The sequence below is a fragment of the Mesoplasma photuris ATCC 49581 genome (assembly GCF_000702725.1).
GTDB lineage: Bacteria > Bacillota_I > Bacilli_A > Mycoplasmatales > Mycoplasmataceae > Tullyiplasma > Tullyiplasma photuris.
Window position 1 is genome coordinate 15,884 of the sequence record NZ_JNJI01000002.1, and the last position, 26,780, is coordinate 42,663.

General features: G+C 27.7%; 24 protein-coding genes and 1 tRNA gene. 4 read left to right on the plus strand and 21 right to left on the minus strand.

The genetic code is table 4. The features are described from left to right. Positions 1–3 precede the first annotated feature (3 nt). The 6 genes from T347_RS0100085 to T347_RS0100110 form a co-directional block, all read right to left on the minus strand. Positions 4–648 carry an NAD(P)H-binding protein gene (locus T347_RS0100085; RefSeq protein WP_031542009.1) on the minus strand — a complete coding sequence of 215 codons (645 nt, stop codon included), beginning with the start codon at positions 646–648 and terminating at the stop codon, positions 4–6. Positions 649–763: 115 nt separating this feature from the next. Continuing rightward, positions 764–1,468 carry a phosphate signaling complex protein PhoU gene (gene phoU / locus T347_RS0100090; protein ID WP_031542011.1) on the minus strand — a complete coding sequence of 235 codons (705 nt, stop codon included), beginning with the start codon at positions 1,466–1,468 and terminating at the stop codon, positions 764–766. Between the two features lie 11 nt (positions 1,469–1,479). Next, positions 1,480–2,319: a phosphate ABC transporter ATP-binding protein PstB gene (gene pstB, locus T347_RS0100095; protein WP_031542013.1), complete on the minus strand. Its 840-nt coding sequence runs from the start codon at positions 2,317–2,319 to the stop codon at positions 1,480–1,482. A gap of 1 nt (position 2,320) precedes the next feature. Further along, the gene (gene pstA, locus T347_RS0100100) at positions 2,321–4,450 is read right to left on the minus strand and encodes a phosphate ABC transporter permease PstA (RefSeq protein WP_031542015.1); all 2,130 of its coding nucleotides are present in this window, start codon (positions 4,448–4,450) and stop codon (positions 2,321–2,323) included. A gap of 20 nt (positions 4,451–4,470) precedes the next feature. Next, positions 4,471–5,646 carry a phosphate ABC transporter substrate-binding protein gene (ptsS, locus tag T347_RS0100105; RefSeq protein WP_051635995.1) on the minus strand — a complete coding sequence of 392 codons (1,176 nt, stop codon included), beginning with the start codon at positions 5,644–5,646 and terminating at the stop codon, positions 4,471–4,473. A gap of 105 nt (positions 5,647–5,751) precedes the next feature. After that, entirely contained in the window at positions 5,752–8,730 is a 2,979-nt protein-coding gene (locus tag T347_RS0100110; protein ID WP_031542019.1) for an AAA family ATPase, read from the minus strand. A gap of 151 nt (positions 8,731–8,881) precedes the next feature. Between T347_RS0100110 and T347_RS0100115 the strand changes: the two genes are divergently transcribed. Next, positions 8,882–11,659 (plus strand): P-type ATPase actuator domain-containing protein, encoded by a 2,778-nt coding sequence (locus T347_RS0100115; RefSeq protein WP_031542021.1) that lies wholly within the window; start codon positions 8,882–8,884, stop codon positions 11,657–11,659. 67 nt (positions 11,660–11,726) lie between these two features. Here the strand turns inward: T347_RS0100115 and T347_RS0100120 are convergent, their stop codons facing one another. From T347_RS0100120 to T347_RS0100160, 9 genes are all read right to left on the minus strand, one after another. Next, complete coding sequence (locus tag T347_RS0100120; RefSeq protein WP_031542023.1) at positions 11,727–12,635, minus strand: ABC transporter permease; 909 nt, start codon at positions 12,633–12,635, stop codon at positions 11,727–11,729. Next, the gene (locus T347_RS0100125; RefSeq protein ID WP_031542025.1) at positions 12,635–13,339 is read right to left on the minus strand and encodes an ABC transporter ATP-binding protein; all 705 of its coding nucleotides are present in this window, start codon (positions 13,337–13,339) and stop codon (positions 12,635–12,637) included. The genes T347_RS0100120 and T347_RS0100125 overlap by 1 nt, the downstream gene beginning before the upstream one ends. 143 nt (positions 13,340–13,482) lie before the next feature. Then, positions 13,483–14,475 (minus strand): NAD(P)-dependent oxidoreductase, encoded by a 993-nt coding sequence (locus tag T347_RS0100130; protein WP_031542026.1) that lies wholly within the window; start codon positions 14,473–14,475, stop codon positions 13,483–13,485. 13 nt (positions 14,476–14,488) lie between these two features. After that, positions 14,489–15,673, minus strand: coding sequence for an AEC family transporter (locus T347_RS0100135; RefSeq protein ID WP_031542028.1), 1,185 nt, complete (start codon positions 15,671–15,673; stop codon positions 14,489–14,491). Between the two features lie 137 nt (positions 15,674–15,810). Next, entirely contained in the window at positions 15,811–16,848 is a 1,038-nt protein-coding gene (locus tag T347_RS0100140; RefSeq protein ID WP_156952759.1) for an aminotransferase class V-fold PLP-dependent enzyme, read from the minus strand. Between the two features lie 125 nt (positions 16,849–16,973). Beyond that, positions 16,974–17,663, minus strand: a complete 690-nt coding sequence (gene rnc / locus T347_RS0100145; protein ID WP_031542032.1) for a ribonuclease III — start codon at positions 17,661–17,663, stop codon at positions 16,974–16,976. Continuing rightward, positions 17,664–18,662, minus strand: a complete 999-nt coding sequence (plsX, locus tag T347_RS0100150; RefSeq protein WP_031542035.1) for a phosphate acyltransferase PlsX — start codon at positions 18,660–18,662, stop codon at positions 17,664–17,666. It abuts the gene before it with no gap. Between the two features lie 71 nt (positions 18,663–18,733). Next, positions 18,734–20,386: a DAK2 domain-containing protein gene (locus T347_RS0100155; RefSeq protein ID WP_031542038.1), complete on the minus strand. Its 1,653-nt coding sequence runs from the start codon at positions 20,384–20,386 to the stop codon at positions 18,734–18,736. A gap of 48 nt (positions 20,387–20,434) precedes the next feature. Beyond that, positions 20,435–20,746: an Asp23/Gls24 family envelope stress response protein gene (locus tag T347_RS0100160; RefSeq protein ID WP_031542040.1), complete on the minus strand. Its 312-nt coding sequence runs from the start codon at positions 20,744–20,746 to the stop codon at positions 20,435–20,437. Positions 20,747–20,947: 201 nt separating this feature from the next. Here T347_RS0100160 and rpmB point away from each other — a divergent pair, with 201 nt between their 5' ends. Beyond that, positions 20,948–21,148, plus strand: a complete 201-nt coding sequence (rpmB, locus tag T347_RS0100165) for a 50S ribosomal protein L28 (protein WP_031542042.1) — start codon at positions 20,948–20,950, stop codon at positions 21,146–21,148. 81 nt (positions 21,149–21,229) lie between these two features. On the opposite strand, the gene T347_RS0100170 is transcribed toward rpmB, so the two are convergent. Beyond that, positions 21,230–22,000, minus strand: coding sequence for a hypothetical protein (locus tag T347_RS0100170; protein ID WP_031542045.1), 771 nt, complete (start codon positions 21,998–22,000; stop codon positions 21,230–21,232). A gap of 75 nt (positions 22,001–22,075) precedes the next feature. On the opposite strand from T347_RS0100170, the gene T347_RS0100175 reads away from it, so the two are divergent. Together T347_RS0100175 and T347_RS0100180 are read left to right on the plus strand one after the other, a co-directional pair. Beyond that, positions 22,076–22,160, plus strand: a tRNA-Leu gene (locus tag T347_RS0100175). Positions 22,161–22,236: 76 nt separating this feature from the next. Beyond that, on the plus strand, positions 22,237–22,677 hold the full coding sequence (locus T347_RS0100180; RefSeq protein ID WP_031542047.1) for a hypothetical protein: 441 nt from the start codon (positions 22,237–22,239) through the stop codon (positions 22,675–22,677). Between the two features lie 23 nt (positions 22,678–22,700). Here T347_RS0100180 and T347_RS0100185 read toward each other — a convergent pair whose 3' ends face one another. From T347_RS0100185 to T347_RS0100205, 5 genes are read right to left on the minus strand one after another with little or no spacing between them, the layout of a single operon-like run. Then, complete coding sequence (locus tag T347_RS0100185; protein ID WP_031542050.1) at positions 22,701–23,321, minus strand: thiamine diphosphokinase; 621 nt, start codon at positions 23,319–23,321, stop codon at positions 22,701–22,703. Continuing rightward, complete coding sequence (locus T347_RS0100190) at positions 23,314–23,985, minus strand: ribulose-phosphate 3-epimerase (protein WP_031542052.1); 672 nt, start codon at positions 23,983–23,985, stop codon at positions 23,314–23,316. Before T347_RS0100190 ends, T347_RS0100185 begins: the two co-directional genes overlap by 8 nt. A 2-nt stretch (positions 23,986–23,987) precedes the next feature. After that, a complete protein-coding gene (rsgA, locus tag T347_RS0100195; protein ID WP_031542054.1) occupies positions 23,988–24,881 on the minus strand; it encodes a ribosome small subunit-dependent GTPase A in 894 nt (297 codons plus the stop codon). A 9-nt stretch (positions 24,882–24,890) separates the two neighbouring features. Further along, a complete protein-coding gene (locus tag T347_RS0100200; protein WP_031542056.1) occupies positions 24,891–26,000 on the minus strand; it encodes a serine/threonine-protein kinase in 1,110 nt (369 codons plus the stop codon). Then, positions 26,000–26,758, minus strand: a complete 759-nt coding sequence (locus tag T347_RS0100205; protein ID WP_031542058.1) for a PP2C family protein-serine/threonine phosphatase — start codon at positions 26,756–26,758, stop codon at positions 26,000–26,002. Before T347_RS0100205 ends, T347_RS0100200 begins: the two co-directional genes overlap by 1 nt. Positions 26,759–26,780 lie beyond the last annotated feature (22 nt).

The window sequence follows — 26,780 nt, forward strand, 5'->3', positions numbered from 1 at the left end:
TTACTAATAAAAACTTGGTTTATCAAATTCTGTATTTGGTTCTGATATACCAATACTTGTTCTTGAAAATTTATTATCTTTATTTTCAATAACATCTTCAATAAATTTAGCAACAGCTTCTCTAGTAATTTGAGTTCCTATGAAATCTTCACCTTTATTTGTTAAAATATATTCAAAATTATCTGCTTGATTATATAATCACGGTAACCTAATTATCGTATATTCTAATTCAGATTCTTCCACTAATTTAGCAGTTGCTTTATGCTTTAAAGCAAACTTATCTGTAACATGTGCATTGTTTCAAACAGCAAATTGTCCTTTAACTTCATCATGAATATCTAATACCGATGCAACGATAATTTTTTTAGTATTTGTTTTTTCCATTGCTGAAATAATTGATGACATAGATTTAGTTTCATTAGAATCATTTAAATAAATATAATCAATTCCTGTTTCCATAATTTTAATAAGCTTCTCAGTTTCAGTAAAATCCCCACTAATTATTTTTACGCGAGGATTATTAGCATAATCTAATCTTTCATCGGCTTCTCTAGCATATAGCACCAAATCGTGTTGTGTGTTTTTTAATAATCGGTCTATTAGTATTTTTGATACTTGACCTGCTGCTCCTAATATTAATATTTTCATAAATATTACCTCCATAATTTCATTATAAAAGATTAAACCTACTTTAAGGCAAGCACTTATTCAATAAAAATTAAATAAATTGAAAATAAAAAATAGAACCGTAGTTCTATTATGATTAATTTTTTTCTGAAGAAGAAACTGTTTCTTCTAAAATTTCTTGCATTTCAATAATTTCTTCAAATTTACCAGTACGGATGAATGTTACAATTTCTTGTACGTTAATTAAGTGATCACCGGCTTTTTCTAAGTTTTTAGCTTGTTTCATTGCTTCAGCAATTTCAACTGCTTCTTCGTCTGTTTCAGATTTTCTTAAATCTTTTATCAATCCAGCATATAAAGTGTGGAATTGTTTATCTAATTCAGCTTCTAAAGCAAATACATGTTCTCTACCATCTGTTTGATAATTTTCAAATAGGTGAGAAATAATATCTAACATATCGATAACAGTTTGAAACATTTTAACAATCGAGTTAATGTATTTTCTTGTTGGTTTATATTGAACAAAGAATTTTAAAACAATTTTTGAATAATCAGCAATTCTCTCAATCTCTCTTGAGATTAAAATACCACCAACAGCTAATCTTAAGTCTTTAGCAACTAATTGTTGTTTAGCAATTTTTCATAAAGCAGTTGAAGTAAATTCGTTTTGCATATTATTAATAATTTGATCATGTTGAATGATTAATAACGCATCATTTAATTCACCACTTCTAAGTGCGGTAAATGTTTCAGCATATTGAATTTTAGTTTCTTCAATCATTTCTTCAAGATTATTTTTTAACTCTTCTAAATCACGCTCTAATATTTTGTTGTATGACATTTTGAATCCTCCTATCCATATCTTCCTGAAATATAATCTTCTGTTCTTGGATCTTTAGGGCTAGTAAAGATTTTTTTAGTTCTACCATACTCAATTAATGAACCATCTAAGAAGTAACCAGTCATATCACTAATTCTTGTTGCTTGAGTTAGTGAGTGAGTAACCATTACAATTGTATACTCTTTTTTAAGTTCTAAAATCAATTCTTCAACTTTTAAAGTAGCAATTGGATCAAGAGCTGAAGTTGGTTCATCCATTAATAAAATTTTTGGATGCATTGCAACTGCTCGTGCGATACATAATCTTTGTTGTTGACCACCACTTAATCCAAGTGCTGGAGAATTAAGAATATCTTTAACTTCATCTCATAAAGCGGCTTTAGTTAATGAATCTTGTACGATTTGATTTAATACATTAACATTTTTAACACCTTGAGTTTTAGGGCCGTAAGCTACGTTTTCTCAAATTGATAATGGGAATGGGTTAGCTTTTTGGAAAACCATTCCAACTTCAGTTCTTAATTTTGCAACATCAACACCATTATCATAAACGTTTTGATCATAGATGAAAATATCGCCATCAACAACAGCACCATCAACTAAATCATTCATTCTATTAATTGATCTTAACAAAGTTGATTTACCACATCCTGAAGGACCAATGAAAGTTGTGATTGAGTTTTCTTTAATATTCATGTTGATGTTAAACAAAGCTTGTTTTTTACCTTTGTTGTAATAAAAATTTAAATTTTCAATTCTAATAATATCTTCACGTTTAGATAATGCAACAACTTTTTTCTTTTCTTCTTTTGTCGGAGTTTGTTCAGTTAAATCTTTTTCAATATTACTCATACTACTCTTCTCCTTTTTTAAGTTTTTTATACTCATTTTTTCTGATTACTCATAGTCTTCATTTTTCTTTAATTGATGATGGTTTTAATTTAGAAGTATTATGAGTAACTCATCTAATTATTTTTTTTCATCTTTTTGATCAAGATTTTTTAAGATCAAATTCTTTAACGAAAGTTTTTAAATTATTAACTAGTTTAAATTTAACTTTAGCACCACCAGTTGTTACTAATTTAGAAATTGAACCTGATGCAAAGTTTAGTGATAACACTAATACAATTGTCATTAATGACATTAGATAGGCAATTGATTCACCTTTACCAGGACCAGCTTCAGAAGCTAACATATAAATTCCTGTTGTTAATGTAGCCCCACTTGATAAGAATCCTTCACTCGGTAATCTAATCGCGGTTCCTAAAGTTAAGTAGATTGGTGCTGATTCACCAATAATTCTTGCCATCGCTAAAATTGTTCCAGTAATAATACCTTCCATAGCATTTGGTAATACGATTTTGAATAAACGTTTTGGTTTACTCATTCCAAGCGCAGCACCAGCTTCACGATATGATGGCGGTACTGATGTTAATGCATCTTCAAAGTTAGAAATTAACATCGGAAGAATTACAATCGTCATCGTTAAGGCTGCTGCTAGAATACTGAATGGCAGATTTAATAGAACAATGAACACACTCAGTCCGAAGATACCAAACACAATGGATGGTGTTGAAGCTAATAAGTTAATTCCAAATCTTAAAACTTTTCTAAATGGTGAAGATTGTCTTGCATATTCACTTAAATAAATTGCTGCTGCAAGTGCTAATGGTATTGCAAAAACTAATGTTGCAATAATTAATAGAACTGTTGTTGACAGAGCAGCAAATATTCCTGCTTGACCTTCAATTGAGATGAATGCTTCAGCATATTGCAATCCCATTAATCCTCTTACAGAAACAACACCGATAATTCAGAATGTAAATCCAATTACTAATGAAGTCGAAACAGCCATAAAGAATATTAAAGTATTTGAGTACATACTTTTGAAAAATTTATTTTCAGATCTGTTATTTACCATTGAAACCAGTTGATAGGGTTTATAAATTTTATCATTTGCTCCAATTAATGCTTTTTCAGTTCCTTTTTCTTTTCTTTTTTCATCTCTTTTTATAAGTTGAGTACGTTTTCAAGTTGAATAATTTGAAACCAATAAAATTGATAAGTTAATTATAAATACTAAAACGAATAAGATAAGACCAATTGCATATAGAGCAGATTCGTGTGCTGGTCCACCATTTTCCATCATTTCTAAACCGATAGTTGAAGCAAGTGTTCTAATTGATGAAAATAAGAATCCAGTGAATCCACCATCAGTGACAAATCCACCAGTTGCATTTCCAGCAATCATCATAATTGCCATTGTTTCCCCAATAACACGAGCCATACCCATGATTACTGCTGAAATAATTTTTGGTCCAGCAGTTTTTCTAATAATTGAAAAAGTTGTTTTCTCTTTTGAAATTCCTAAACTTAATGAACCTAATCTATATGATTCAGGCACAGCTTGAACAGCATTAAAACTTAAACTGATCATTGTAGGAACAGCCATAAACGCCATTGTAAATGAAGCTACCATTAAGTTGTCGTTTGATGGTGCACCAAATAATTGGAATAAAGCCCCAATTTGTTCTCTAGCAAATAAACCAAATACAACTGATGGAACTCCTGCTAGAAGTTTGATAATTGTAATTGCTATTTTTTGTCATTTTTTATTTAAATATTCACTAATAAATAATGTTGTAAATATTGTTAATGGTACAGCGATCGCCATCGATATTAACAATAACATTACTGTCATTAAAATAATTAAACCAATTCCAAATTGACCATTTTCTGGATCTCATACCGCACCAAACAAGAATTGTTTAATGAAACCACCTTCTATATTGAAAGTTGGTATTGATTTCATGATTACAAAACCAATTAACACTAACAAAATAATACCTATGAAAGCAGTTAATGCATATATAGTATATTTCAATGTTGTTCCAGTTAAAGTTGACTTAGCTCTAGCTTGTTTTAACTTAGTTGGATGAACTTTAAATTCACCAGCATCGTTTGTACTTTTTTTACTAAACATATGCAATATCTCCTTTCATATTATTCATCTCTTTTACGATTTTCCAAATCTGTTGTTAATAAAATTTGTCTAATACCTTCTTCTTTAAATATTTCTTCATAATTTTTTGAAGTTGCTAAATTAAATAAGAAATCAGCAACTTTATCAATATTTTTTTCTTTATATAAAGCCACAAATGGACGTACTAGAGGGTATGTGTTTTTAGTCTCTTCTAAATGTTCTAAGTCATTAATATCTCAGTTTGTATCTCCATCTTTAATAACTACTGCATTTAAATTGTCCATTGTTGCAACATTTTCAGCATATCCCATTGATAAGTAACCAAGTGATCCTGGTGATAAGTTAATTTGTGAAAATATTTGACCATTATTAGCATAAGTATTTACAGCTCTACCAATTTTTTCAATTCCACTAATTTTCATAAATGAACTACGTGTTCCTGAACCTGGAGTTGTAGTATATGGAACAACTTTCATGTTTGAAACTTCACCTAAATGTGATTGTAGCTCTTTTTTAGTTTCTTGATCATCTTCTTGTTCAATAATCATTTCAGCTAAATCATGTCAAGTGATCAGATCTGTTTGATCATCTTTTTCATAAATTGATTCTAAAATTTCTCTTGAATCTTCAACCAAAGATCTAGGTTTTTCATAATTAGGAGCTTGTCCTTCACCGTTTTTTGTAGTTTCCTCAGTTAAACTTTCAAGTTCGAAAGTAAAGTATGGAGCAAATGCTTCAAAACCAGTTCCTTTTAAATTATAGATAAATACGAAAGAGTCTAATCCAAATGTAACTTTATGAATAGCTTCATCTCCACCATACGGTTCAGAATCAAAAGCATTAACTTTTTCAATATACTCTTCAGATGATTTTGCATCATATATAAATTGATTATCATCAATGATGTTGTCTTCTTCTCCAGTAATTGCAACCGAATCAGCTTCTTTAGAGATAAAACCAATGTCATAAACACCATTTTTAACGTTGTTTATTCCTGATCCAGAACCTGTAGAACCGTAAATATAGCTTGTGCCTGTTTCTTTTTTATATTGATTTGTAATTCTTTGCATTAATGGATCAACTGAAGCTGATCCACCGATACTTATTGAATTATTGGGGGAAACAAAAGTTCACATTCATAATCCGATGATAGCAGCCAAAAAGATTGCTATCACTAAGAATATTTTTTTACTCATCGTATTTCTCCTAAAAGTAATTTTTATTAATATTATTATATCAAATATCATTAAAATTGTTCTTTTTTTTATAATTTTATAATGTTTCAAAAAGAAAAACCAAACCTATTGGTTTGGTCCATCTACTAATTCTTTGGCATCTTGTAATTTGACTTTAACTACTTTTGTAATACCTTTTGTTTGCATTGTAACTCCAAATAATACATCACAATTTTCCATTGTTCCCTCACGGTGAGTAACTATAATAAATTGAGAGTTTTGAGTAAAGTCTCTTACGTATCTTGCAAAACGTTCAACATTTGCGATATCTAATGGTGCTTCAACCTCATCAAGAATTACTAAAGGTAATGGTCTTACTTTTAAGATTGAGAATAGTACCGATAAGGCAACAAGTGATTTTTCTCCACCAGATAATAGATTTAAATTCATAATTTTTTTACCTGGAGGGTTAACTTGAATATCAATTCCAGTTTCTAAAATGTTTTCTGGATCTGTATAAATCAGTTTTGCAGTTCCACCACCAAATAATTTGATAAACGCTTCTGGTAACGCTGCATTAACATCATCAACAATTTTTTTGAATTGAGTTTCCATAGCTACATCAATATCAAAAATAATTTTTTCAAGTTGTTCAACTGATTCACGAATGTCACTAATTTGAGCTTCGTAGTAATCGTGTCGTTCTTTTTCTTGTTTATATTCTTCAATTGAATCCATGTTAATTGGACCAATGCTTTTTAATTCTTGAGAAATTTCGATGAATAATTTACGTGTTGCAACTTCATCTTCAATTGGTTTAATGTCTGCTGCTTTTAAATCATCAGCAGACATGTTATAACCTTCAGCTAAACGCATTGTCATAGCAATCAATTTTTGTTGAATAACTGATAATTCAGCTCTAATGTCAGCTGCTGAAGATTTAAATTCATCAAGTTGCGTATATTTTTCTTTATTAGCTTTTGAAATTTCTTGTTGACGATCAACATCACTATTTCTGTTTGCTTGTAAAGTAGCAATTTTGATTTGAATTTCATTACGCTCGTTTTCTAAACGAGCAATTTCTCTAGCTAATTTTAATGATTCACTTTCATTAGAATCATCAACTTGATTATTACCACCAATTAATGATTTACCTGTAACTACTTTGTAGTCATCATTTAATTCATTAATTGAAGCAGTTCAAAGATCAATGTTTGTTTCGCTTGAATTAATTTGTGAAGTTAGATCAGAAATTTGATCACGTGATTTATCTCTTGAATTTTTAAATTCATTTAGTTTTAAGGTTCTTTCTTTTTCTGCTGATTCAGTTGCTGCTATTCTACGATCAAGTTCTTCAATTGAGTTAACTGATTTTGATTGATCAGCAAAAATATTTTGGTTCTTCATATTACCAGCAACAATCGCACCTTTAGGTAAAATTCTTTGACCATCTAAAGTAACGATGTTAAAACGATAGTTAATGTTTCTAGATAATTTAATTGCCGAATCATAATTGTCAACAATAATAATTGTTCCTAAAACGTAATCTAATGCTTTTTGATATTCTGGATTAATTTCCACTACTTCTGAAGCAATACCAACAAAACCGGGTGCTGCTGCAATCGCATCTCTTTGAGCTCCTGTAATTGTTGATGGTTGTAAAGTATCCAATGGTAAAAATGTTGCTTTACCTGAGTTTTGCTGTTTTAAGAAATCAATAACTTTTTTAACATCTGAATTTTGCTTAATTACAACTGAATTAAATCCACCAGCCGCAACTGAAGAGATTGCGATGTGATATTGTGGATCAACTTTTGATAGTTGCATAATAGTTCCAATAACACCTGGTAGTTTACCTTTGTTTTGCACAACTAATTCTGGTGCACGCATGTTTGCATTTGCACCAAATCCTCTATGATTTTCTAACTGTTGTTTATCAAACTCTAATTTTTGTAAGTTTCTAGTAATAGTTGTTAATTCATCATAAGTTGTTTGATACTGATTTGTAATGTAATCATATCTTTCTTTCATTTCAACTAATGTAGTTTTATTAGCGTGAACTTTATCTTTTTCAGCATTAATTAAAATTCTTTTTTCATCGAATTGTTTTTTAATTTGACTTGCTTTAATTTGATCTAAGTTTGAAGTATCAATTTTTGATTCTTCTCTAGCTTCAATTTCAACTTTTTTATTTTTTAAATTAGCAATACGTTGAACAATTTCTTGAAACTTATTATTTAAGTTTGTAATTTCACGTTCACTTATTCTAGCTTCATTTAAAATAGAGTTTGCTTCATCTTGAGTTAAGTTAATTTCACTTGATAAAGATTTAATTTTTTTATCTAATTCAAATTTTTGATCTTCTAAAACTTTTGAACGTTCATCTAGTGTGATTAAATCTGTACGAATAATTGCTAATTCGATTTCTTGTAAAGTTTTAATTTTTGATTCATATGTTTGAGCACGACTAGCTTGTTTTTCTAATCCAGGTAGTCTTCTTGCAATTTCTTGAAAAATATCGTTTGTACGATCTAAATTTTCTTTTGCTTTTGTTAATTTGTTAACTGTTTCTTTTTTACGTTTTTTATATTTAGCAACTCCAGCTGCTTCATCAAAAATTTCTCTTCTAGCTTCAGGTTTAGCACTAGCAAATTCAGATACATTTCCTTGAGAAATAATTGCAATACTTGATTTTGTTAATCCGGTTTCTAAAGCGATATCTTGAATATCTCTTGTTTTAACTTTTTGACCGTTAATAAAGTATTCATTTTCATGTGTTTTTTTAACATATCTTCTACACACTTCAACAGTATCTGTATCATAAGTTGAAAACATATCTTTAACATTGTTGAAAACCAAAGTAACTTCAGCAAATTCAGCTGCTTTTTTTTCAACACTTCCTGAGAAAATCATATCTTCACCATTTGATCCACGTAAAGATTTATTTGATTGCTCAGCAAGTGTTCATCTAATCGCGTCAGTAATATTAGATTTACCTGATCCGTTTGGTCCAACCACTCCTGTCATATCATGATTGAAATCTAAAATTGTTTCATCTGCAAAAGACTTAAATCCCTTTGCTCTAATTTGTTTTAAAAATAACATATGCTTACTCCTGTACTAGTGTGTTTACTATTAAAATTATATCAAAATTAGTACTTATTTATTAATGTGAACATTTATTTTTTTTTATTAAATTAAACACTAAAAATGATAGATAAATTAAGTTATTATAAATAGTAATGGAGGTGGTTCAATGTTCTTAAAAAAAGAAAGAAAAATTAAAGAAAAAATCAAGAAAATTAAGAACAGAAGAACCTCTAAATGATCTGGTCATCAACGCACAATTGCTTATGCTACAAAAAGTAATGAACAAATTAAGAAAAAGTTTAACAATCCATCATTTATTTTAGATTCTAACTTCGTTAAAAAAGAAACTGGTAAATCTTTTTCTTCATCAAAAGACAAATGAAACATTTTTAGTGCTTTAAAACATATTCTAAGCGACTTTTTTACATTACTATTAATTGGAATTATTGTTTACCACTTTGTTATGTTTGGTATTGAAGTTGATATGGAATATTTAGCGGGTGGTTTGTTGGTTACTTTCTTAGTAAGTTTATCAGTTGTTTTTGAATTAATAAACGATCGATCAATTCACGAAAATAATAAAAAAATTAAACTGAGTGCTTCTACTAAAGTAAAAGTAATTCGTGATGAACCTGAAATTACTAATCTTGAAGAGTTTATATTAGCAGCCGAAGAATTAAAATCAGATTTAATTGGTGTTGATACAAATAAAATTGCTAAAGGTGATATTGTTTTCTTTAAAAAAGGTGATATTATTCCTGTTGATTGTAAAATAATATATACAAATTCTCTTATTGTTAGTCAAGAGGTTTTAAGTGGGGATGCTACTTTAATTAACAAAAAAGATGTTCATTCAAATAATTCTAAAAAATTATTAGAATTAGAAAACATTCTTTTTAGAGGAAGCGTTGTGATGGATGGTGAAGCTTGAGCAATGGTTATTCATAAAGAAAAACGTACATTGTTTGAACATAAAAAACAAAAAGAAGTTGATAACAAAAAAGATACTCCTTTCAATGCACAAACTAAAAGGGTTTCAAAAATTCTTGTTATGACAATCTTGTTATTCGTTCCTTTAATGTTTATTATGGCTTTTGTTTTAGAAGGAATGAAGGATAGTACATTTGCAGATCCAAAACTGTATGTTGATGCCTTAATCTTCGCAATGGCAATTGCTGTTGCCTTATCTCCTGATGTATTACCTTTGATATTAAGTTCTTCATTTTCAAGAACACGTAAAAAATTAGCAAAGGACAAAATTGTATCAAGAGATGGAAGTGTTGCCCAAAACATTGGTTCAATGGATATTTTAGCAGTTGATTTTAATAGTATTTTTATTAAATCTGAAGGTAATTTAAAAAATGTAACAAACGTATTAGGTGAACTTGATGAAACCGCTTTAAAACATGCGATCATGTTTGCTGAAAACGATTTAATCGTTGATGATAAATATACTTCGCTCTTTCATCAAATTGCTGAATATGAAAAACTTGATCGAAGTATTAATCGAAAATATAATTTCGTACAAAATTACGAAATTGGTTTTAATCATATGAAATCACATATTATTGAAGATAAAAGTGGACAAAAATATTCAGTTTTAATTGGTAATAAATATGATTTAATTGATAAATGTAATTCTTATAAATTAAATAATCGTTCTATTGATATTACAAAAGAAGATAGAACAGAGATTATGAATATATTTGATGATATGCATTCAAATAAGATTGATTCACTTGCAATTGCTATTAAACCAATCGAAGGAATTCAGCAAAGAAGAATATTGGCGAATAACTATGAATTTGTTGGAATGATTAACTACACTGTTAAACATAAAGCTAAAGCTAAAGATGTTATTAAAGATATTAAAAAAGAAAAAGTAGATATTAAATTCTTCACTCACGATAGTTTATATGATGCTTTAATTATTGCTGATATTCTTAAATATAACGTTAATGGTTCAATGTCAAAATTAGAAATCGATGAGTTAACTGATGAGCAATTAATTAAACGTATTGAAAACGGAAACTTATTTTATAACTTAGATTCAATAGTTGAAACAAGAATTATTAAAGTACTTCAAAAATTTGGTCATACAGTGGGATTTTTAGGTAAAGACGTTAATGATGCTAATCAAATGTTGATTGCTGATATCGGGATTACAACAAATAAATCCGATGCATTCGGAAAACATTGTGCCAACTTATTAATTCAAGATGGTCGTATTGGTGATATCGCTATTGCAATTCAAGAATCAAGAACAAGTTTGATGAACGTGATGAAATTTATTAAATATAAAATTACAACTTCAATATCATTAACAATTAAATTATTAATTGGTTTGATTATTATCAATACTGAACCAATGACACCAATTCAATTATTGATTCAAAATATGTTGATGAGTGCTGTTCAGTTTTCATTAATTTATGATAAGTTAGATTCACGTTATCGTGAAGGTCCAGTAAGATGAGATACGAAATCAATTATTCCATTTGCTATTTATAATATCTTATGAATTCAATTATTAATGGCAGCTAACGTATTATTCTTAAACTTTGTTTCAAACCCTGGTATTATCGAACATATTAGAAGCGGTTTAGATACAACTCTAGACACAGGTACTGGTGAAACTATTATGTTCCAATCAGCATATTGATTAGATGATACTATTGCAAACATTTTATTTGCTTTAGTAATGTGTAACCACTACAAATTCTGATTTAGAGAATTACCAAGTAAAACAACAACAACAGTAATTGGTGTGGCTGCAATAATTGCCTTTGTACTACCAATTATTCCGAAAACAGAAATAGTGTTTGATCTTCATGTGGCAACTCCAATTTGATTCGCATTCATTATTCCTACCTGAATAATTTATATCTTCAGTTTTGATATTTATAAACTTGGATATTTAAAATGAAAAGGTAAATGATTATAGTAAATATAATTTATATACAACATAAAAACACCTATCTTCTTCAGAAAGATAGGTGTTTTTAAATATACTAAATATTAAGATCTTGTTTTTTAAATATTCAATTAGAAGTAAATAAACAACCTGTTATTATTCCGATATTTAATAGTGGACTAATAATAGCTCATGCTATATTTGGTTTGATAAATTCACCAAGTGATGTATATGTTCCTGGAGGAGTACCTGGAGGTAAAACTAAATCCGGAGCAGGTGTGAAATTCAATAACTCTAAGAACAGAGATTGAATTGCAACATATTTTAAATTTTCTGCTCATCCAAAAATATCTGGTAACATGTTACTCATAAGAATCAAGGCATAAGTAACAATCATATAAAATAAAATTCCAGAACAAATAAGAATTGGTAATAAATCTTTATTAATAAATAGTAAAAATATTAAAATAAACACGCTTAATAAAACTGTTAAAAATATTCAAAAATATATCATTTCAGCAAATAAATAACCAATATTTTGTGATGCATCACCAGCAGAAGAGAAATATCCGATTACTGGGATTTCAGAAACAAAATAAACAACAGAAATAACAATTCATATAAATAAAGCTTTATAAATTAAAATATTTGTTCTAGATAAAGATGTTGTCATTCAAAATGAAATTTTACCAGATTTTACTTCTTTTGAAATAACGATGATAATCAGAGATATCATTGCTCCTCCAAAAAATACCATTGCTGGAACTGAATGTAAAATCATTCCTGTAACTTCCTCTAAAGCCATTGCACCAGAGTGTCCTCCACCCATTGTTACATGACTTGAAGGGGCAATATATAATTCTAAATTTCCTAAGTTGATAATCATGGTAGATGCTAGTGCCATAACTGTTCAAAAAAGAGTTAAGAATAAAATATATTTTCAATTACTTTTTAAATGAGTCTTAATGATTTGATTTTTCTTTTCAAATGAATTTATAGTTTTCATTAAATAAATTTCTCCTTCTCAAATAATGATTTGAATTTTTCATTGATCATATTTAGGTTTCCAGATGTGTTTTCCAATTTTTCAATTAATTTACCATCTTTTAAAATTATGACTTTATCAGCTAAAATAGAAACTTCTTCAAAAATATGAGAACAAATAATAATTGTAGATTTATATTCATTTTTCATTTTAATTACTAAATCATTAAATTGATCTTGCATAACTGGATCTAACCCAGAAGTAGGTTCATCCAAAACTAAAATCTTTGGTTTGTTCATAACTGCAGCAATAATAGCAATTTTTTGTTTCATACCTTTAGACATTTTTTTTATTTTTGTTTTACCATCGATATCAAAATGTTTTAATAAGTTTTCTACAAATAGTCAATCAACATTATCTTTTAAATTTTTATTTAACTTCAAATACGCTAGCCCAGTCATATCATCATATAAAGATATTTCTCCAGCCACATATCCAATTGAGTTCATTATTTCTTCTCTGTTTTTTCAAGTATCAATATTATTAATTTTTATTTCACCACTATCTGGTTTAATAAAACCTAATAATTGTCTAATTAAAGTAGTTTTCCCAGCACCATTTGGTCCAACAATTCCATAACATTCACCTTCTTTAATATTTAAATTAATATCGAAATTTCCTGATGTTTCTGAATATTTTTTTGTTATATTATTAATTTTAATCATTTGGATTCACCTCTTTAAATAGATTTTATAGATAATTTATAAATAAAATCTATTTAGTGAATAAAATATGCAAATAGTATTATTATATTTAAATAAAAAAAGGTTAGATTTATCTAACCTTAATTAACTTTCTTATCCAGAATTTAAAATGTATTTTTACATTCTCCAGTTTCGATAAATTCTTTTAAATTTTCTAAACTGATTTCGATCATATTAGTTACAGCTTCATCTGTATATGATCCGATATGTGGAGTGAAAATAATTCTTGGATATAATTCATACATATCTGCATATACACCTTTTGGAAGACTGCTTTCACCAAAAGTTTTATAGAAAATTTCAGTTTCATTTTGTAAAGTATCTAATGCAGCTCCTTTTAAATGATTCGATTTTATCGCATCAAGCAAATCTTTGTGATTGATTAATTCACCACGAGCAGCATTAACTAAAACTGAACCTTTTTTCATTTTTGATAAGAATTCTTTATTAACCATTTCAAAGTTTTGATTTGGAATATAAGGAGTGTGTAAACTTACCATATCTGATTGTTTCAATAATTCATCTAAAGTAACATATTCTAAAATTGATTCGTTAGCTTTATTAGGATATGGATCATATCCCAATACTTTAGCACCCATTCCTTTAAATGCTTGAGCAACAGTCACTCCGATTCTTCCTGTTCCAATGATTCCAACAACTGAATTTCTAATTTCTTGAGCAAACATAAAATCATCAGCTCTAAAATTTTTTTTACGCATCTGTTCAGCCATGTAAAATGTGTTTCTCATCAATCCTGTTCCTAAAGCTACTGCAAGTTCACCAACAGCATTAGGAGAATAAAACGGAACTCTTGCCATTTTAAAACCTAATTCCTTTGCATAATTAATATCAATGTGATTTGTACCAACAGTTCTTGTTAAAACATATTCCACACCATATTCTTTAAATTTATCTAAATTTATTTTATCAGTTACACAGTTAGCACGTAGCATTACTGCTTGGCAACCTTTTGCAGTTTCAATATTTTCGTGAGTTAATAATTCTTTGATCAATACTAATTCATATCCAAATTTAGAATTAATATTTTCAAAAAAAGGTTTTTCTGTGTCACGAACACCATAACATACTATTTTCATATTTATCCTTCTATTAACTGAACATTGGTAAAGTACCAACAACAGTTACAATTACAACTCATATTGGCATTGATACGATAGCAGCAACTGTTGATACAGCTGTTAATTCACTAGCCAATCGTGCTTGTTTATCATAAGCAATAGCATATGATACAACAACACTTGCTGGTGGTGATGCTGTCATAATTACAAGTGCACCTAAACCAACAAATTTAATTTGTGCTTCACCTGTAGCAGCATATGCAATTCCACCAATTGCTAAAGTAATTAATAAAATGATTAATGGAGCAACAACTACTTTAATTCCTGCAGCATATCATGCTGTTTTTGATTTAAAGGCGTCTTTCAAGTTACCTTTAGCTAATTGGATTCCGATTGCAATTCATGCTAACGGTGTACAAATTCCTGATACTACACCAAGAATTTGACCAATTGGAGGAAGTAACAAGTCTATTCTTAAAGGTGAGAACGCTTCGTTGTTATTAACTCCTGCCATTTCAACAACATTAATTCCTGGAATTAATTGTGTAACTCAAATAATAAATCCAACTACAGTTGCAATTAAAATTGGGTTAACAAAAATGTTTTTCATTGCTGCTTTTCTGTTTGTTTTAGCAATTTCTTTTGATTCAGCTAATTCAACTTCAGTTAGATCAGCTTTCATTTTTTTAGTCTTTGTAGTTGATGATAGTATCTTTCTACTCATAACCATAAATCCTAATGAATATAAGAATATTCTATAAGGAATATTGAAGATATTTGCTGAAATAATACCTCCATCATCTCCTCATAAGGCTGTAACTATTGGAGTTCCAAAGAATGTTGTACTTGCCAATGCTATACACATTGTTAAAGTATCTTGTATATCTCTTTCATATTTTATAAAGAAGATACGGGCTCCAAATATCATGATTGTGTAAAATAAAAATCCAATTAATAATACCATTGCTTCACTCTTCAATTGTTCAATTGAAGCTTCAGTCATAAACCCTTTAAAGGCAAGCGCTGGTAAACCAACTATTAATACTAATTTAATTAAAACTTTATCTCATTCTGCTTTTAAAACTTTTCTTTTAGTTAGAATAAATCCTAAAGCAATAACAACTATTGTTGATGCAATTGCGCCTCAGAATCCTCATGAACTAAGTACTCCGACAACCGCATCACCAACATTATTTTTTGTTAATAAATCTGTCATATTTTATTTCCTTTCCATTCTATTGTCTCTCTGTTGTATTTTTTTTCAACACAAACACTCTTATAAAATAAAATACATATAAATTCCATTCCAATAATGGTAATTTATATGTATTTAAATAATGTATAATCATTAATTTATATTTGTTTTAAATGATTTACTAATAAATCTATTTCGTCATTAGTTGTCATTAAGCTTATACATACTCTAATAGAATTATCTTCATTTAAATCTCCACCAACAAAAATATTGTTTTTAGCTAAATAATCAACAACTTGTTTAGATGTTAAATTTGGTTTGGTAATGACTATATGAAAAACATTAGATATATATTTTGAGTTGTTTTCTTGTAATTCAAAACCAGAAATTTTAATAGCTTTTTTGAAGTAATCTATTTTTGAAATATTTTCATTTCTAATATTTTTTTGTTTATTCAACATTTCGATATTTTCATTCATTTGTCAAACACGATTAGGATCATATGTATGAATAAATTCTCCCTTATCATTAAAATATTCAAATTCTTTTAATGATAAATAATTATTTTCAGAAAACATTTCCTCAATATCTTTTACGTTTTTGAATCCTAAATATGAAATACCTGGATTACATGCAAAATTTTTAGCACAAGATAATAAAATAAAATCTGACATTAATAAATTATCATCATTTTCGTTTAAATAAATTGGGTAACTTACCATATCTAAAAATAGTTTTTTGTTCAAGTTTTTTAAAACTTTTGAAATCAAACTAAAATCATAAATTTTTCCAGTCGAAGTTTCATTTAAAACCGAAATAAATAGATTTGATTTATTTTTAGAAAATAGTTCAATTAATTCCTTTTCTTGTAAATCAAAAATGTTTTCATATTCAATTAAGTTTAAATGGTTTTTTAAAATAACTTTTTTTAAATTATCTGATCAGTATCCAGTTTTAATTAAAGTTACTTCTTGATTTTCTTTATTTAAAGAATTAATAAAAACATCAAATGTTTCTGTTGCAGAAAGTGGAAAAGAAATTATTTTTGTATTTTTTGTATATTTCGCTAATGATTGATTCATTAATTTTAAATTATTACATGCTTCTAATGAACGATGATAAATCGTTCTATTTGGTTTTGAAAAATTTTTACATTTTTGAGGACCTGGTGTAAAAATTATTTGATTGTTATTCATAATATATATTCCATATCTTTCTATTTCTTTTTTATAATATCACTTTGATTTTAATAAGGAGAAAATAGTTTTAATATCACTCAATTTTAAACAAATAAACTAAAAAACGAAGCTAATACCTCGTTTTATTTGTTCTTCATTTTAGTTAATGTATCTTTAGCAGCATTTTGCTCAGCTTCTTGTTTTGAAAAACCTTCACCAATTCCAAATTTTTGGTTATCCAAATTGACACTAATTGTGTATAAAGTTTTATTTTCTTTTGGTACATGCGTTTCTTTTTCAACAACATATTTTAAATCACATCTATTTTCAGCTTGTAGCAATTCTTGAAGTTCAGATTTATAGTCTTTTAATTTATCCATAAATCCTGGTGTAGAAATATATTTAAACATCGTTTGTTTTAATCAAGAAATTAAAACTTCTTCACCTTGATCTAAATAAATTGCAGCAGTTATTGCTTCATAAACATCACTTAAAATTGATGGTTTATTATATCCTTTAGAATTAATTTCACCTTGTCCTAATCTGATGATTTGACTCAAATTAATACTACGTGCAATTTCACTTAATGTTTCTTCACGAACAGCATTTGATCTAAATTTAGTTAATTCACCTTCTTTTAATTTAGGAAAGTTCAAGAAAAAGAATTTTGAAACATACATTTGTAAAACAGCATCACCCATGAATTCCATTCTTTGGTAAGTATATTTTAAATGTTTTTCATTTGCGTATGAATTATGAGTTAAAGCTTGATCAAATAAATGACTATTTTTAATTGTTATTCCATATTTTTGTAAAAATTCTTGAACAGTCATTTACTTCATACCTTTTTTCATTTTATTTAATACATCATTTTCAATTGCTTCATATGTCATTCTTAATGTTGCTTTAAATGATTTAACATCACTTGATCCGTGTGATTTAAAAGCAATCCCGTTAACCCCGATTAAAATAGCTCCAGCATGATTTTTATAATCAAATTTAGCACCAACTTCTTTAAAAGCGGGTTTCAAACATAATGCATTAATTTTTCTAAAGAAAGTTTTTGTAATTGATTCTTTAATTGCACCCATAATGTTTTTTGCCATACCTTCGATTGCTTTTAAAGCGATATTACCAGTAAATCCATCAGTTACTAAAACATCAATTTCACCTGAATTCATTTCACGAGCTTCGATATTTCCCACAAAATTGATTGTTTTATCTTCTGATAATAATTTATAAGTTTCCTTATGCATTTCTTTACCCTTATGATCTTCTTTTCCAACATTTAATAAACCAACTTTAGGTTTTTTAATTCCTTTAATTTGTTGAGAGTAAATTGTAGCCATTTTTGCATAACCAACTAAGTCTTCGGGCTTGTTATCAATGTTTGCTCCAGCATCAAGTAATAATGTTATTTTATCTGCTTGAACTGTTGGTAATGTTGGCATAAATCCAGGGCGTGTTACACCTTCGAATTCTCCTAAAATGAAATGTGAGGCAGCGATAAAAGCAGCAGAATTTCCACCAGTTAGCATTCCGTTAACTGATCCATTTTTAACTACTTCTAATGATCTAACTAAAGATGAGTCTTTTTTACGTCTAACATCCATAATTGAACCATGCATATCAATTACTTCTGTTGTTGGCAAAATTTCATATTTAGATTTATCTAATCCACCATTTTTAACAATTGCATCGTTGATTTGTTTTTCATCACCAACAAAAACAATTACTAAGTCTTTTTTATCTTTTAAAAAGTCAATTGCAGCTTCAACTGCAGTTCCAGCACCATTATCAGCACCCATTACATCAAATGCGATTTTATACATATAAGATTCCTCATTTCATATAAATATTATATAAGAAAAACCCCCAAACAAAAGCATGGGGTTTAATTTTATTATTCAATTCCGATAATGAATGAGTAGATTTTTTGTCCACCTTCAACAATTTCGTATTCAACATCAAAGTTTTCATCTAAGAATTTTCTTAATTCACTTAGATTTTTAGCATCAGCTTCTTGACCAACAAAAATTGTAACAATTTCTGTTTTTGAAGTAATACATTTTGATAGTTCTTTTTCAAATAAAGCTTTTAATGATGGGGCTGTTCCAACAATTTTTCCATCAATGATCGCCATTTGTTGATTTTTCTTAACTTTAACACCATCAACAACTGAATCTTTAGCAGCTCTTGAGATACTAAATGAAGTAACGTTTTTGATTGCTTTTGTTAAAGCGGTGTTGTTTTTAACAGCTGTTGTTGAAGCATCAAATGCTAGAGCTGAAACCATTCCTTGTTGGATTGTTTTTGTAGGAATAACAAATACTTTTGATTTGTCTTCTTCTTTTTCTGCTTGTTTAGCTGTCAGATAAACGTTTCCATTATTTGGCATAATGAAGACTGTTTTTGCATCAACTTCTTCAATCGCTTTAATAAAATCGTTTGTTGATGGATTCATTTTTGAACCACCATCAATTGCTAAATCAATTCCTAATTCATTTTCAAAGTATTTTTTCATCTCAGGTGATGAAACAACAGCAATTGTAGCAATTTCATTTTTAAGATTACGTTCAACTTTAATTGAAGTAGATTCTTTTCAACTATTAACATTTGGATTTCCACCCTTAACTTGAGCATCTGCTTGCAAGTTCATGTTTTCAACTTTAATAGTTCTAAAATCACCATATTGTTGCAAGAACATTAAAACTTGACCTGGAGTTAAAGCATGAGTATGTACTTTTAAAATATCTTCATCAATTACAACAACCATTGAAGTATTTCCATAAATTTGCAATTGATCTCTAATAGTTGAAACTTGTAATTTGTTAATTCATTCTGGACTTAACATAACCACACCTTCAGTACAGTAACCGAACTCTCCTTCGATTTCCATATCAATGTTTCCACCTTCATTAACTTCAAGTTTTTCAAGTCTTTGGATGATTCCATCTCCTTGAATTACAGCGTCCATTCCTTCTAGGAATTTAACTAAACCGTAAGCTCCTGAATCAACTACACCAACATCCTTTAGCGCTTGTAATAAATTTGGAGTGTTTTCTAATGAAACGTTTGCAGCCATGATGATTTTTGATCAGAATTCTTTAATTTCTGTATTATCATCAATTAAATCTGCAGCTTCACTAGTTTCTCTAATTACTGTTAAGATTGTTCCTTCAACTGGTTTCATAACTGCTTTATATGCAATTTCTTTAGCTCCAACAAATGCAGCTTTTCATTCTGCAACATTTAATTCACTAGCATCTGTCATTCCTTTTGAAAGACCTTTCATAATTTGAGAAAAGATAACTCCTGAATTACCACGAGCTCCCATAATTAATCCTCTTGAAAATGCTGATAAGAATGCTCCGATTGAGTCATATTCATTATCTTTAATGTCATTTCAACCATTATTGGCTGTTAAGTTCATGTTTGTACCAGTATCTCCATCCGGAACTGGGAAAACATTTAACTTATCTATGTATGGATAGTTATTGTATAGGTTATTTACACCACTCAATATCATATCCTTTAATTGATTTAATTTTTCCATTGTTTTTATTCACCTAAGTTTTATTTTATTTTTATTGATTTAATGTTCTTACATTAAATCTGCTACAGCTACATCAACCATGTATTTAACTGTAAATTTTGAAATTTTTTCTAATTCATATTTAACACGAATTTGAATTTCGTTAATAACATCTTTAATATTAACTCCATTAATTAGAATTACATGAATTCTAAATAAAGTTACGTTGTCTGTGTTTGTGAACTCTATGGCATTATCAATTTCTTTAGTTGGTAATTCTGAGTAATCTTCTGCATTATAATCTGCAAAAGAAGCAACTCCAGGAACTGTAACAACTGCGTCTTTGATAACCTTTATAATTGATTTATCAATTGTATTCACAAAATCACCCGACTTTCATTACTTTATTTTAACATACAAAGAAATATTGTAATCAATATCAGTTGTTAAAAAAGTCAAAAAAACGCATTTTTTATTATTGATTTTGCTATTTTTATTAAATATATTGTTTTTAGTTGCAATTAGAGCAATGTTTTAGTAATATTTTTAAGTATAACGAATAAAGTTGAGAGGTGAAACAACATGGCAAGAAAAGATACATTAACAGGTAAGGGAGCTCTTTCAGGAAACTCAAGATCACACGCCTTAAACGCAACTAAAAGAAAATGAAACTTAAATTTACAAAAAATTAAAGTAATGGACGAAGATGGAAGAGTTTTCACAATCAAAGTTTCAGCTAGAACTTTAAGAACACTTAAAAAACAAGATAAAGTTGTTGCTTAATAATAATCGGTAAGACATTGGTCTTATTTTTTTTATTTAAAAATTTATTAACAATAAAAAAATACGGCTAATGACCGTATTTTATAATCCTAATAGTATTTGAACTTCAATAGTAATATCTACTCTATCTTGTTTATGTGCAATCATTAATTCTTCAGGAGAAATTGATGATAATAAATTAACTACATCAATTTTTATATTAGCTTCTTTTTTGTCAAATTTATTTCATTTATTTAAATTTGCATTGTATTCACTAATAAGTTTTTTTCTAGTTTTTTGATCACTTATTTTTTCTTTAATTAATTCTGTGATTTTAAAAGTATTTGTAATTCCTTCATTTTCAACAAAAACTTCATACATTACAAATTTAATGAAATTTCGAATAATTTTTCTGCTAACAACTGTTTCAATATCAATTTTTGATTCATAAGTCACTTTATTAACTGGCTTAGCCTTCTTTTTAGCTTGTTTAATTGCAATTCGCTCTTTTTCTCATTCAGGAATAAAGACTGATTGGTCAAATTCTTTTTCTGCTTCTAATTTATACTTATTAGATTCTGCCAATTCTGCTCTATATTTTTCGTTTGCAACACTTGTTGCTTTTTTAATTAAAAAATAGGCAGGTATATTTAAAATAATTAAGTTACCAACTTTAGATAATGCATCCATTTTTTTATTTGTATTCATACTCATTACTCATCAAGTTAATAAAATTATTGGATAAATCGCAATAAGGGAAATATATCCTAAAGATGAATTTCCTGTAAAGTGTGCTGTTAAAGTACCGATTAAAGCAAATAAGAAAATTCAAATAAGTTGAAAAAAGATTGCCAAATATTTATATTTTTTCATATTTTCTCCTTTATATATAAATAATACTTTATTTTAATGAAATGTAAACTTTTATGATTATAATTATATTATATTGCCCTCTTGGCGGAATAGGCAGACGCATCAGACTCAAAATCTGACGAGGAAACTCGTATCGGTTCGACCCCGATAGAGGGCACCAGATAAAATTACAATAAAGGTTATCCTTTATTTTTTTTATTTTCTAAAGTAAGATTAATAGGAATGGGGGTGGTAATATGCCATGAACTGTTGAAAAAGACAAAAATGACGTTTACCACGTCAAAAATGATGATTATGGTAATTTTAAAACTCAACATGAAGCAAGGGAAGCTGCACAAAGCATAGCTAAAAATTCAAAAACAATTTTAAAAGTTTATGATGAAGACGAAAATCCTTTTGATACAATAGATTACACAAGTATTTTGTCAACCGATGAAATCGTTATGAAAACTGAATCTGAATTAAAGATAGCTCGTGCAGAGTTAACTGTTGCTAAAGTAGATATGGAAAACACTAAAAGACAGTTGAAATTCGCATATACACGTGAAGAAATAGATTTAAGTAAATATAAGTATGAAATTGCGAAAGATCGCGTAAAAAGAGCTAAATCAAACTTAAAAAATGCTAAAAGATCTAATAAAATTGCTGAAAAAACAATGAAATTAAATATTAACTAAAAAGAACCAAAATTGGTTCTTTTTTATTTAGTCATTATACAAATAATATCTTTATTTGTAGTTATCATTGCATCTTGATATGGGATGAACGCATTTGAAATACATTCATTTCCAAAAATATCAATTTCTAAATTTGTAGCTTCATACTTTAAGCCTTTAATACTTATTATTGTTTTTTCTTTAGCCACAAAAGTTACATAAGTTTTATTTTGATAATTTTCAAAAGGCAATTTTGTTTCCCCTGCTTTAATTTTAAATATGCTTGTTTCATCATTAATAAATTTAATATCATATTTAAAAATTAAGCCAAATATTGACAAGTTTTTATCATATCTTTTTGTCGGATTTGCAATAAATACTATGTTTTGTGCACCAATTTCCCTTGCTTTAATAATCGCTAGTTCACCATCTAAATAATCTTTATCCACTGAAGCAATTTCAAAATTAGTTGCTACACTTTTAATTAATTCTAGTTCTTCAGGCAAAACTTTATCAAAATCTCCTAATGCATAATCTATTTTAAAACCCTTCTCAATTAAATGAAGAGCGCCTCTTTCAATGCCAATAAAAATGTTGTTGTCATTGTTGAACATTTCTAAATTAACATTTGTCGAACTAGAAACTATAACTGCATTTTTAATCATTTATTAACCCATCAACTCTTTCTGAAAAGTTTTTAGAATTAAATAGATAACTACCAGCAACAACCATATCAACATTTTTTTCTTTTACTAGTTTGATTGTTTGATCATCAATTCCTCCATCAATTTCCAATTTGAAATTTAGATTTTGCTCACTTTTGATTTTGTTTAATTCATCAAATTTTGGTAAAACTGATTCAATAAATTTTTGACCACCAAATCCTGGTTCAACAGACATAACCAATACATTTTTAATATTAGGTAAAAAATCAACGATTTTTTTAACTTTGGTTTTTGGAGAAATCGCAATAGAAGGATCAATTTTATTTTTTATACACATGTCTATAAAAAGATTTGTTTGTTTTTTAGACATAGACTCAATGTGCATAGTCATCATTTTTGGTTTACATTTAATGTAATCTACAAAAAAATCTTCGAAATTTTTAGTTTTTACTTTTACCATGAAATGGATATCGATATTAATTTTAGAATTATCAGTAATATCTTTTAAAATTTTTGAACCAAATGTTAAATTTGGAACAAAATCAAAATCCATTACATCATAATGAATTCATTTAATTCCTGCTTCATCGCATCTTTTAATTTCTGATTTTAAATCGAAGAAATTAGCACTAAGCACACTTGGTGCTATAATTGGTTTTTTCATATTTAGTATTTTACCTTTCTTGATTTTACTTCATCAATCATTTTTACATAATCTTCATAGAAAAATTTTGCTATAACATTTTGATCAACAGCATCTTTGATAGCACATTGATTTTCATTGATGTGAATGCAATCAATAAACTTACATTTATTTAAATATGGTTTAAACACTTTTAACCCATATATTAAATCTTCAATTTCAATTTCATTTAGATCAAATGAAGAGAAACCAGGAGTATCAGCTATTAAAATATTATTTTGTATAGCATAAAGCTGTACCAATGTAGTTGTATGTTTTCCTCGATTTAAATTTTTAGAAATTTCTTGAGTTTTAATTTGTTCATTTAAGTGTAAAAAGTTATTTAAAGTAGTGGATTTACCAGCACCAGTTTGACCAACAAATACTGAAATTTTGTTTTGCAAAGTTTTATTTAATTTTTCAACTTCTGTTGCGTCTGGATTTTTATTATCTAAAACAATAACATTGTATAAGCTTTTCTTATATCAATTTATTTTTTCTAAAATTTCTTCTTTATTTGAGTATTGATCTAAAAGATCTGGCTTAGTAAAAATTAAAACTGCTTCAATATTTTTAGTTTCCAATTTAGCAATATATTTATTTAGTATATAAGAAGCGAAAATAGGTTCATAAAGAGCGGTAACTATTAAAACTTGATTAACATTAGCTATTTTAGGTCTGTATAGTTCTGATGTTCTTTTATGAATATCAACTATGTATACAGATTCTTCACCTGATAAAAATTCAAAAGTAACACTATCACCAACCAATGGTTTGATTTTAGTTTTAACATTACCCTTAAGTTTTGCTTGATATATTTTCCCTTCACTAAGTAAATAGCTTAATGAACTATCAATTTTAATAATAATTCCTTGCATTTTTCTCCTTTATAATAAAATAACTATAAATATTCCGACTAGTAGTAAAGACAATAATATAACAGTTGGTAGTATATATCTAACACCAAATTTATTTGTAAATTTTTTAATTTTTATTAATTTATTTTCTTTATCTGATTCAGAAATAACTTTTCTAAGATGCTCAAAGTTTCCTTCTTCTTTTAATTTAATTTCAGCTTTTGGGTTTCTTTTAATTTTTTCTAAATCTTCTAAAATCTCATCAAATGATTGATATCTATTTTTATAATCTTTTATTAAACAATTCATAGCAATAGCTGATAACCCCGGATATATTTTTTGATCAATGTCAATTGGTGCTTTAGATTTATGTCTAATTACTGTTGAAAAATAATTTTTTGAAACTTTTTTTTCATTGGCGATATCTTGAGTATTTTTTTTGTTTGTTTCAATTCAAAAATTAACAACATTAGCACCTGTAATTGCTTCATATAACATTACACCAAATGCATAAATATCTACTTGTTTAAGATTTTCATTATTTTCAACATCCATTAGTTGTTCTGGGGCCGCATATTTGCGTGTCATCATTTTAAACGATAGATCTCCATATGATTCACCTAAGATTTTTGAAGTACCAAAATCACTAATTTTTAACTCATCATTAAAACTAACCAATACATTACCCGGTTTTAAATCTCTATGGTTAATGTCTGCGTTTTGGATGTCTCGCATCCCTTTAGCAATTTGTGTAAAATAATGTATTGCTTCATCATTTGATAAAATTCTGCTATCAACAATACTTTTAAAATCTTTTGCCATATGTTCAATTATTAAATAAAGAAAGTCGCCTGATTCTCTCTTAACAATTCCAAAATCATAAATTGGTGTTACATATTTACTTGAAATAAGTTTTGAAAAAGTTTGAATTTCATTTTCAATTCTTTTTTTATCATTTTCACCAGGATTTGAATATGGTATGGTTTTCATAACTTTTTTATCACCCGAATTTGTAATATCTTCAACGATATAAATATCAGCAAGCCCACCATTACTTAAAAAATCAATAATTTTATAACGATTTTTAATTATCAAACCTTTTTTTATATCAACATATTTTGGTTTTTTGATTTGCGCCATTACTGCACCTCTATCATTAAAATCGTTAAGTTATCAGTTGACATATTACCCTTTGCAAATGAAATTATGTTTGCACATTTTGATTTCATAGAACCTTTATCAGATAAGAAATCTTTAATTGTATCGTGATCGATATAGTCATGAATTCCATCTGTTGTTAAAAAATATGTACCTTTAATATTATTTAATAAAGTCTTATCTATTTTAATTGTTTTAGAAGGTCCTAATGCACTTGTTAGAACTTTTCAATATGTCATTTCATTAAATCTTGTTCCGTATGATTTTGTATTATTAATTTCATCTCTTTTTTCAGGATCAGTATTGTTATATAGGTTTTGATCAACTGTAATTTGACGAATTTTATCATTAGAAAATTTATATGTTCTTGAGTCTCCAATATTTAAAACATATCCTTTTTCATTTGTAAAAAGGATACATGTTAATGTAGTTCCCATATCCAATGTTTCTGGATGAGCTTCAGCAAATGCCTTCATTTTTTTAATAATTAATTTAACACCATTACTTAATCAAGCAAAATTTTCTTCTTCAGTATTTCCAGAAAAATTAGATTCTTTAAAGTATTCAATAAAAGTATCAACAGAAATTTTTGATGCAATTTCTCCAAAAGAATGACCACCCATTCCATCACAAACAATACCAAAAAAATCACCATGGCTATTTTTTGCAAAATCTGTATAGTCTTGATTGTTTTTTCTGTAAATACCTTTATCAGATAATTTTTCTGCTTTAAATTTCACTGAATACCTCGAAACTCTCTAA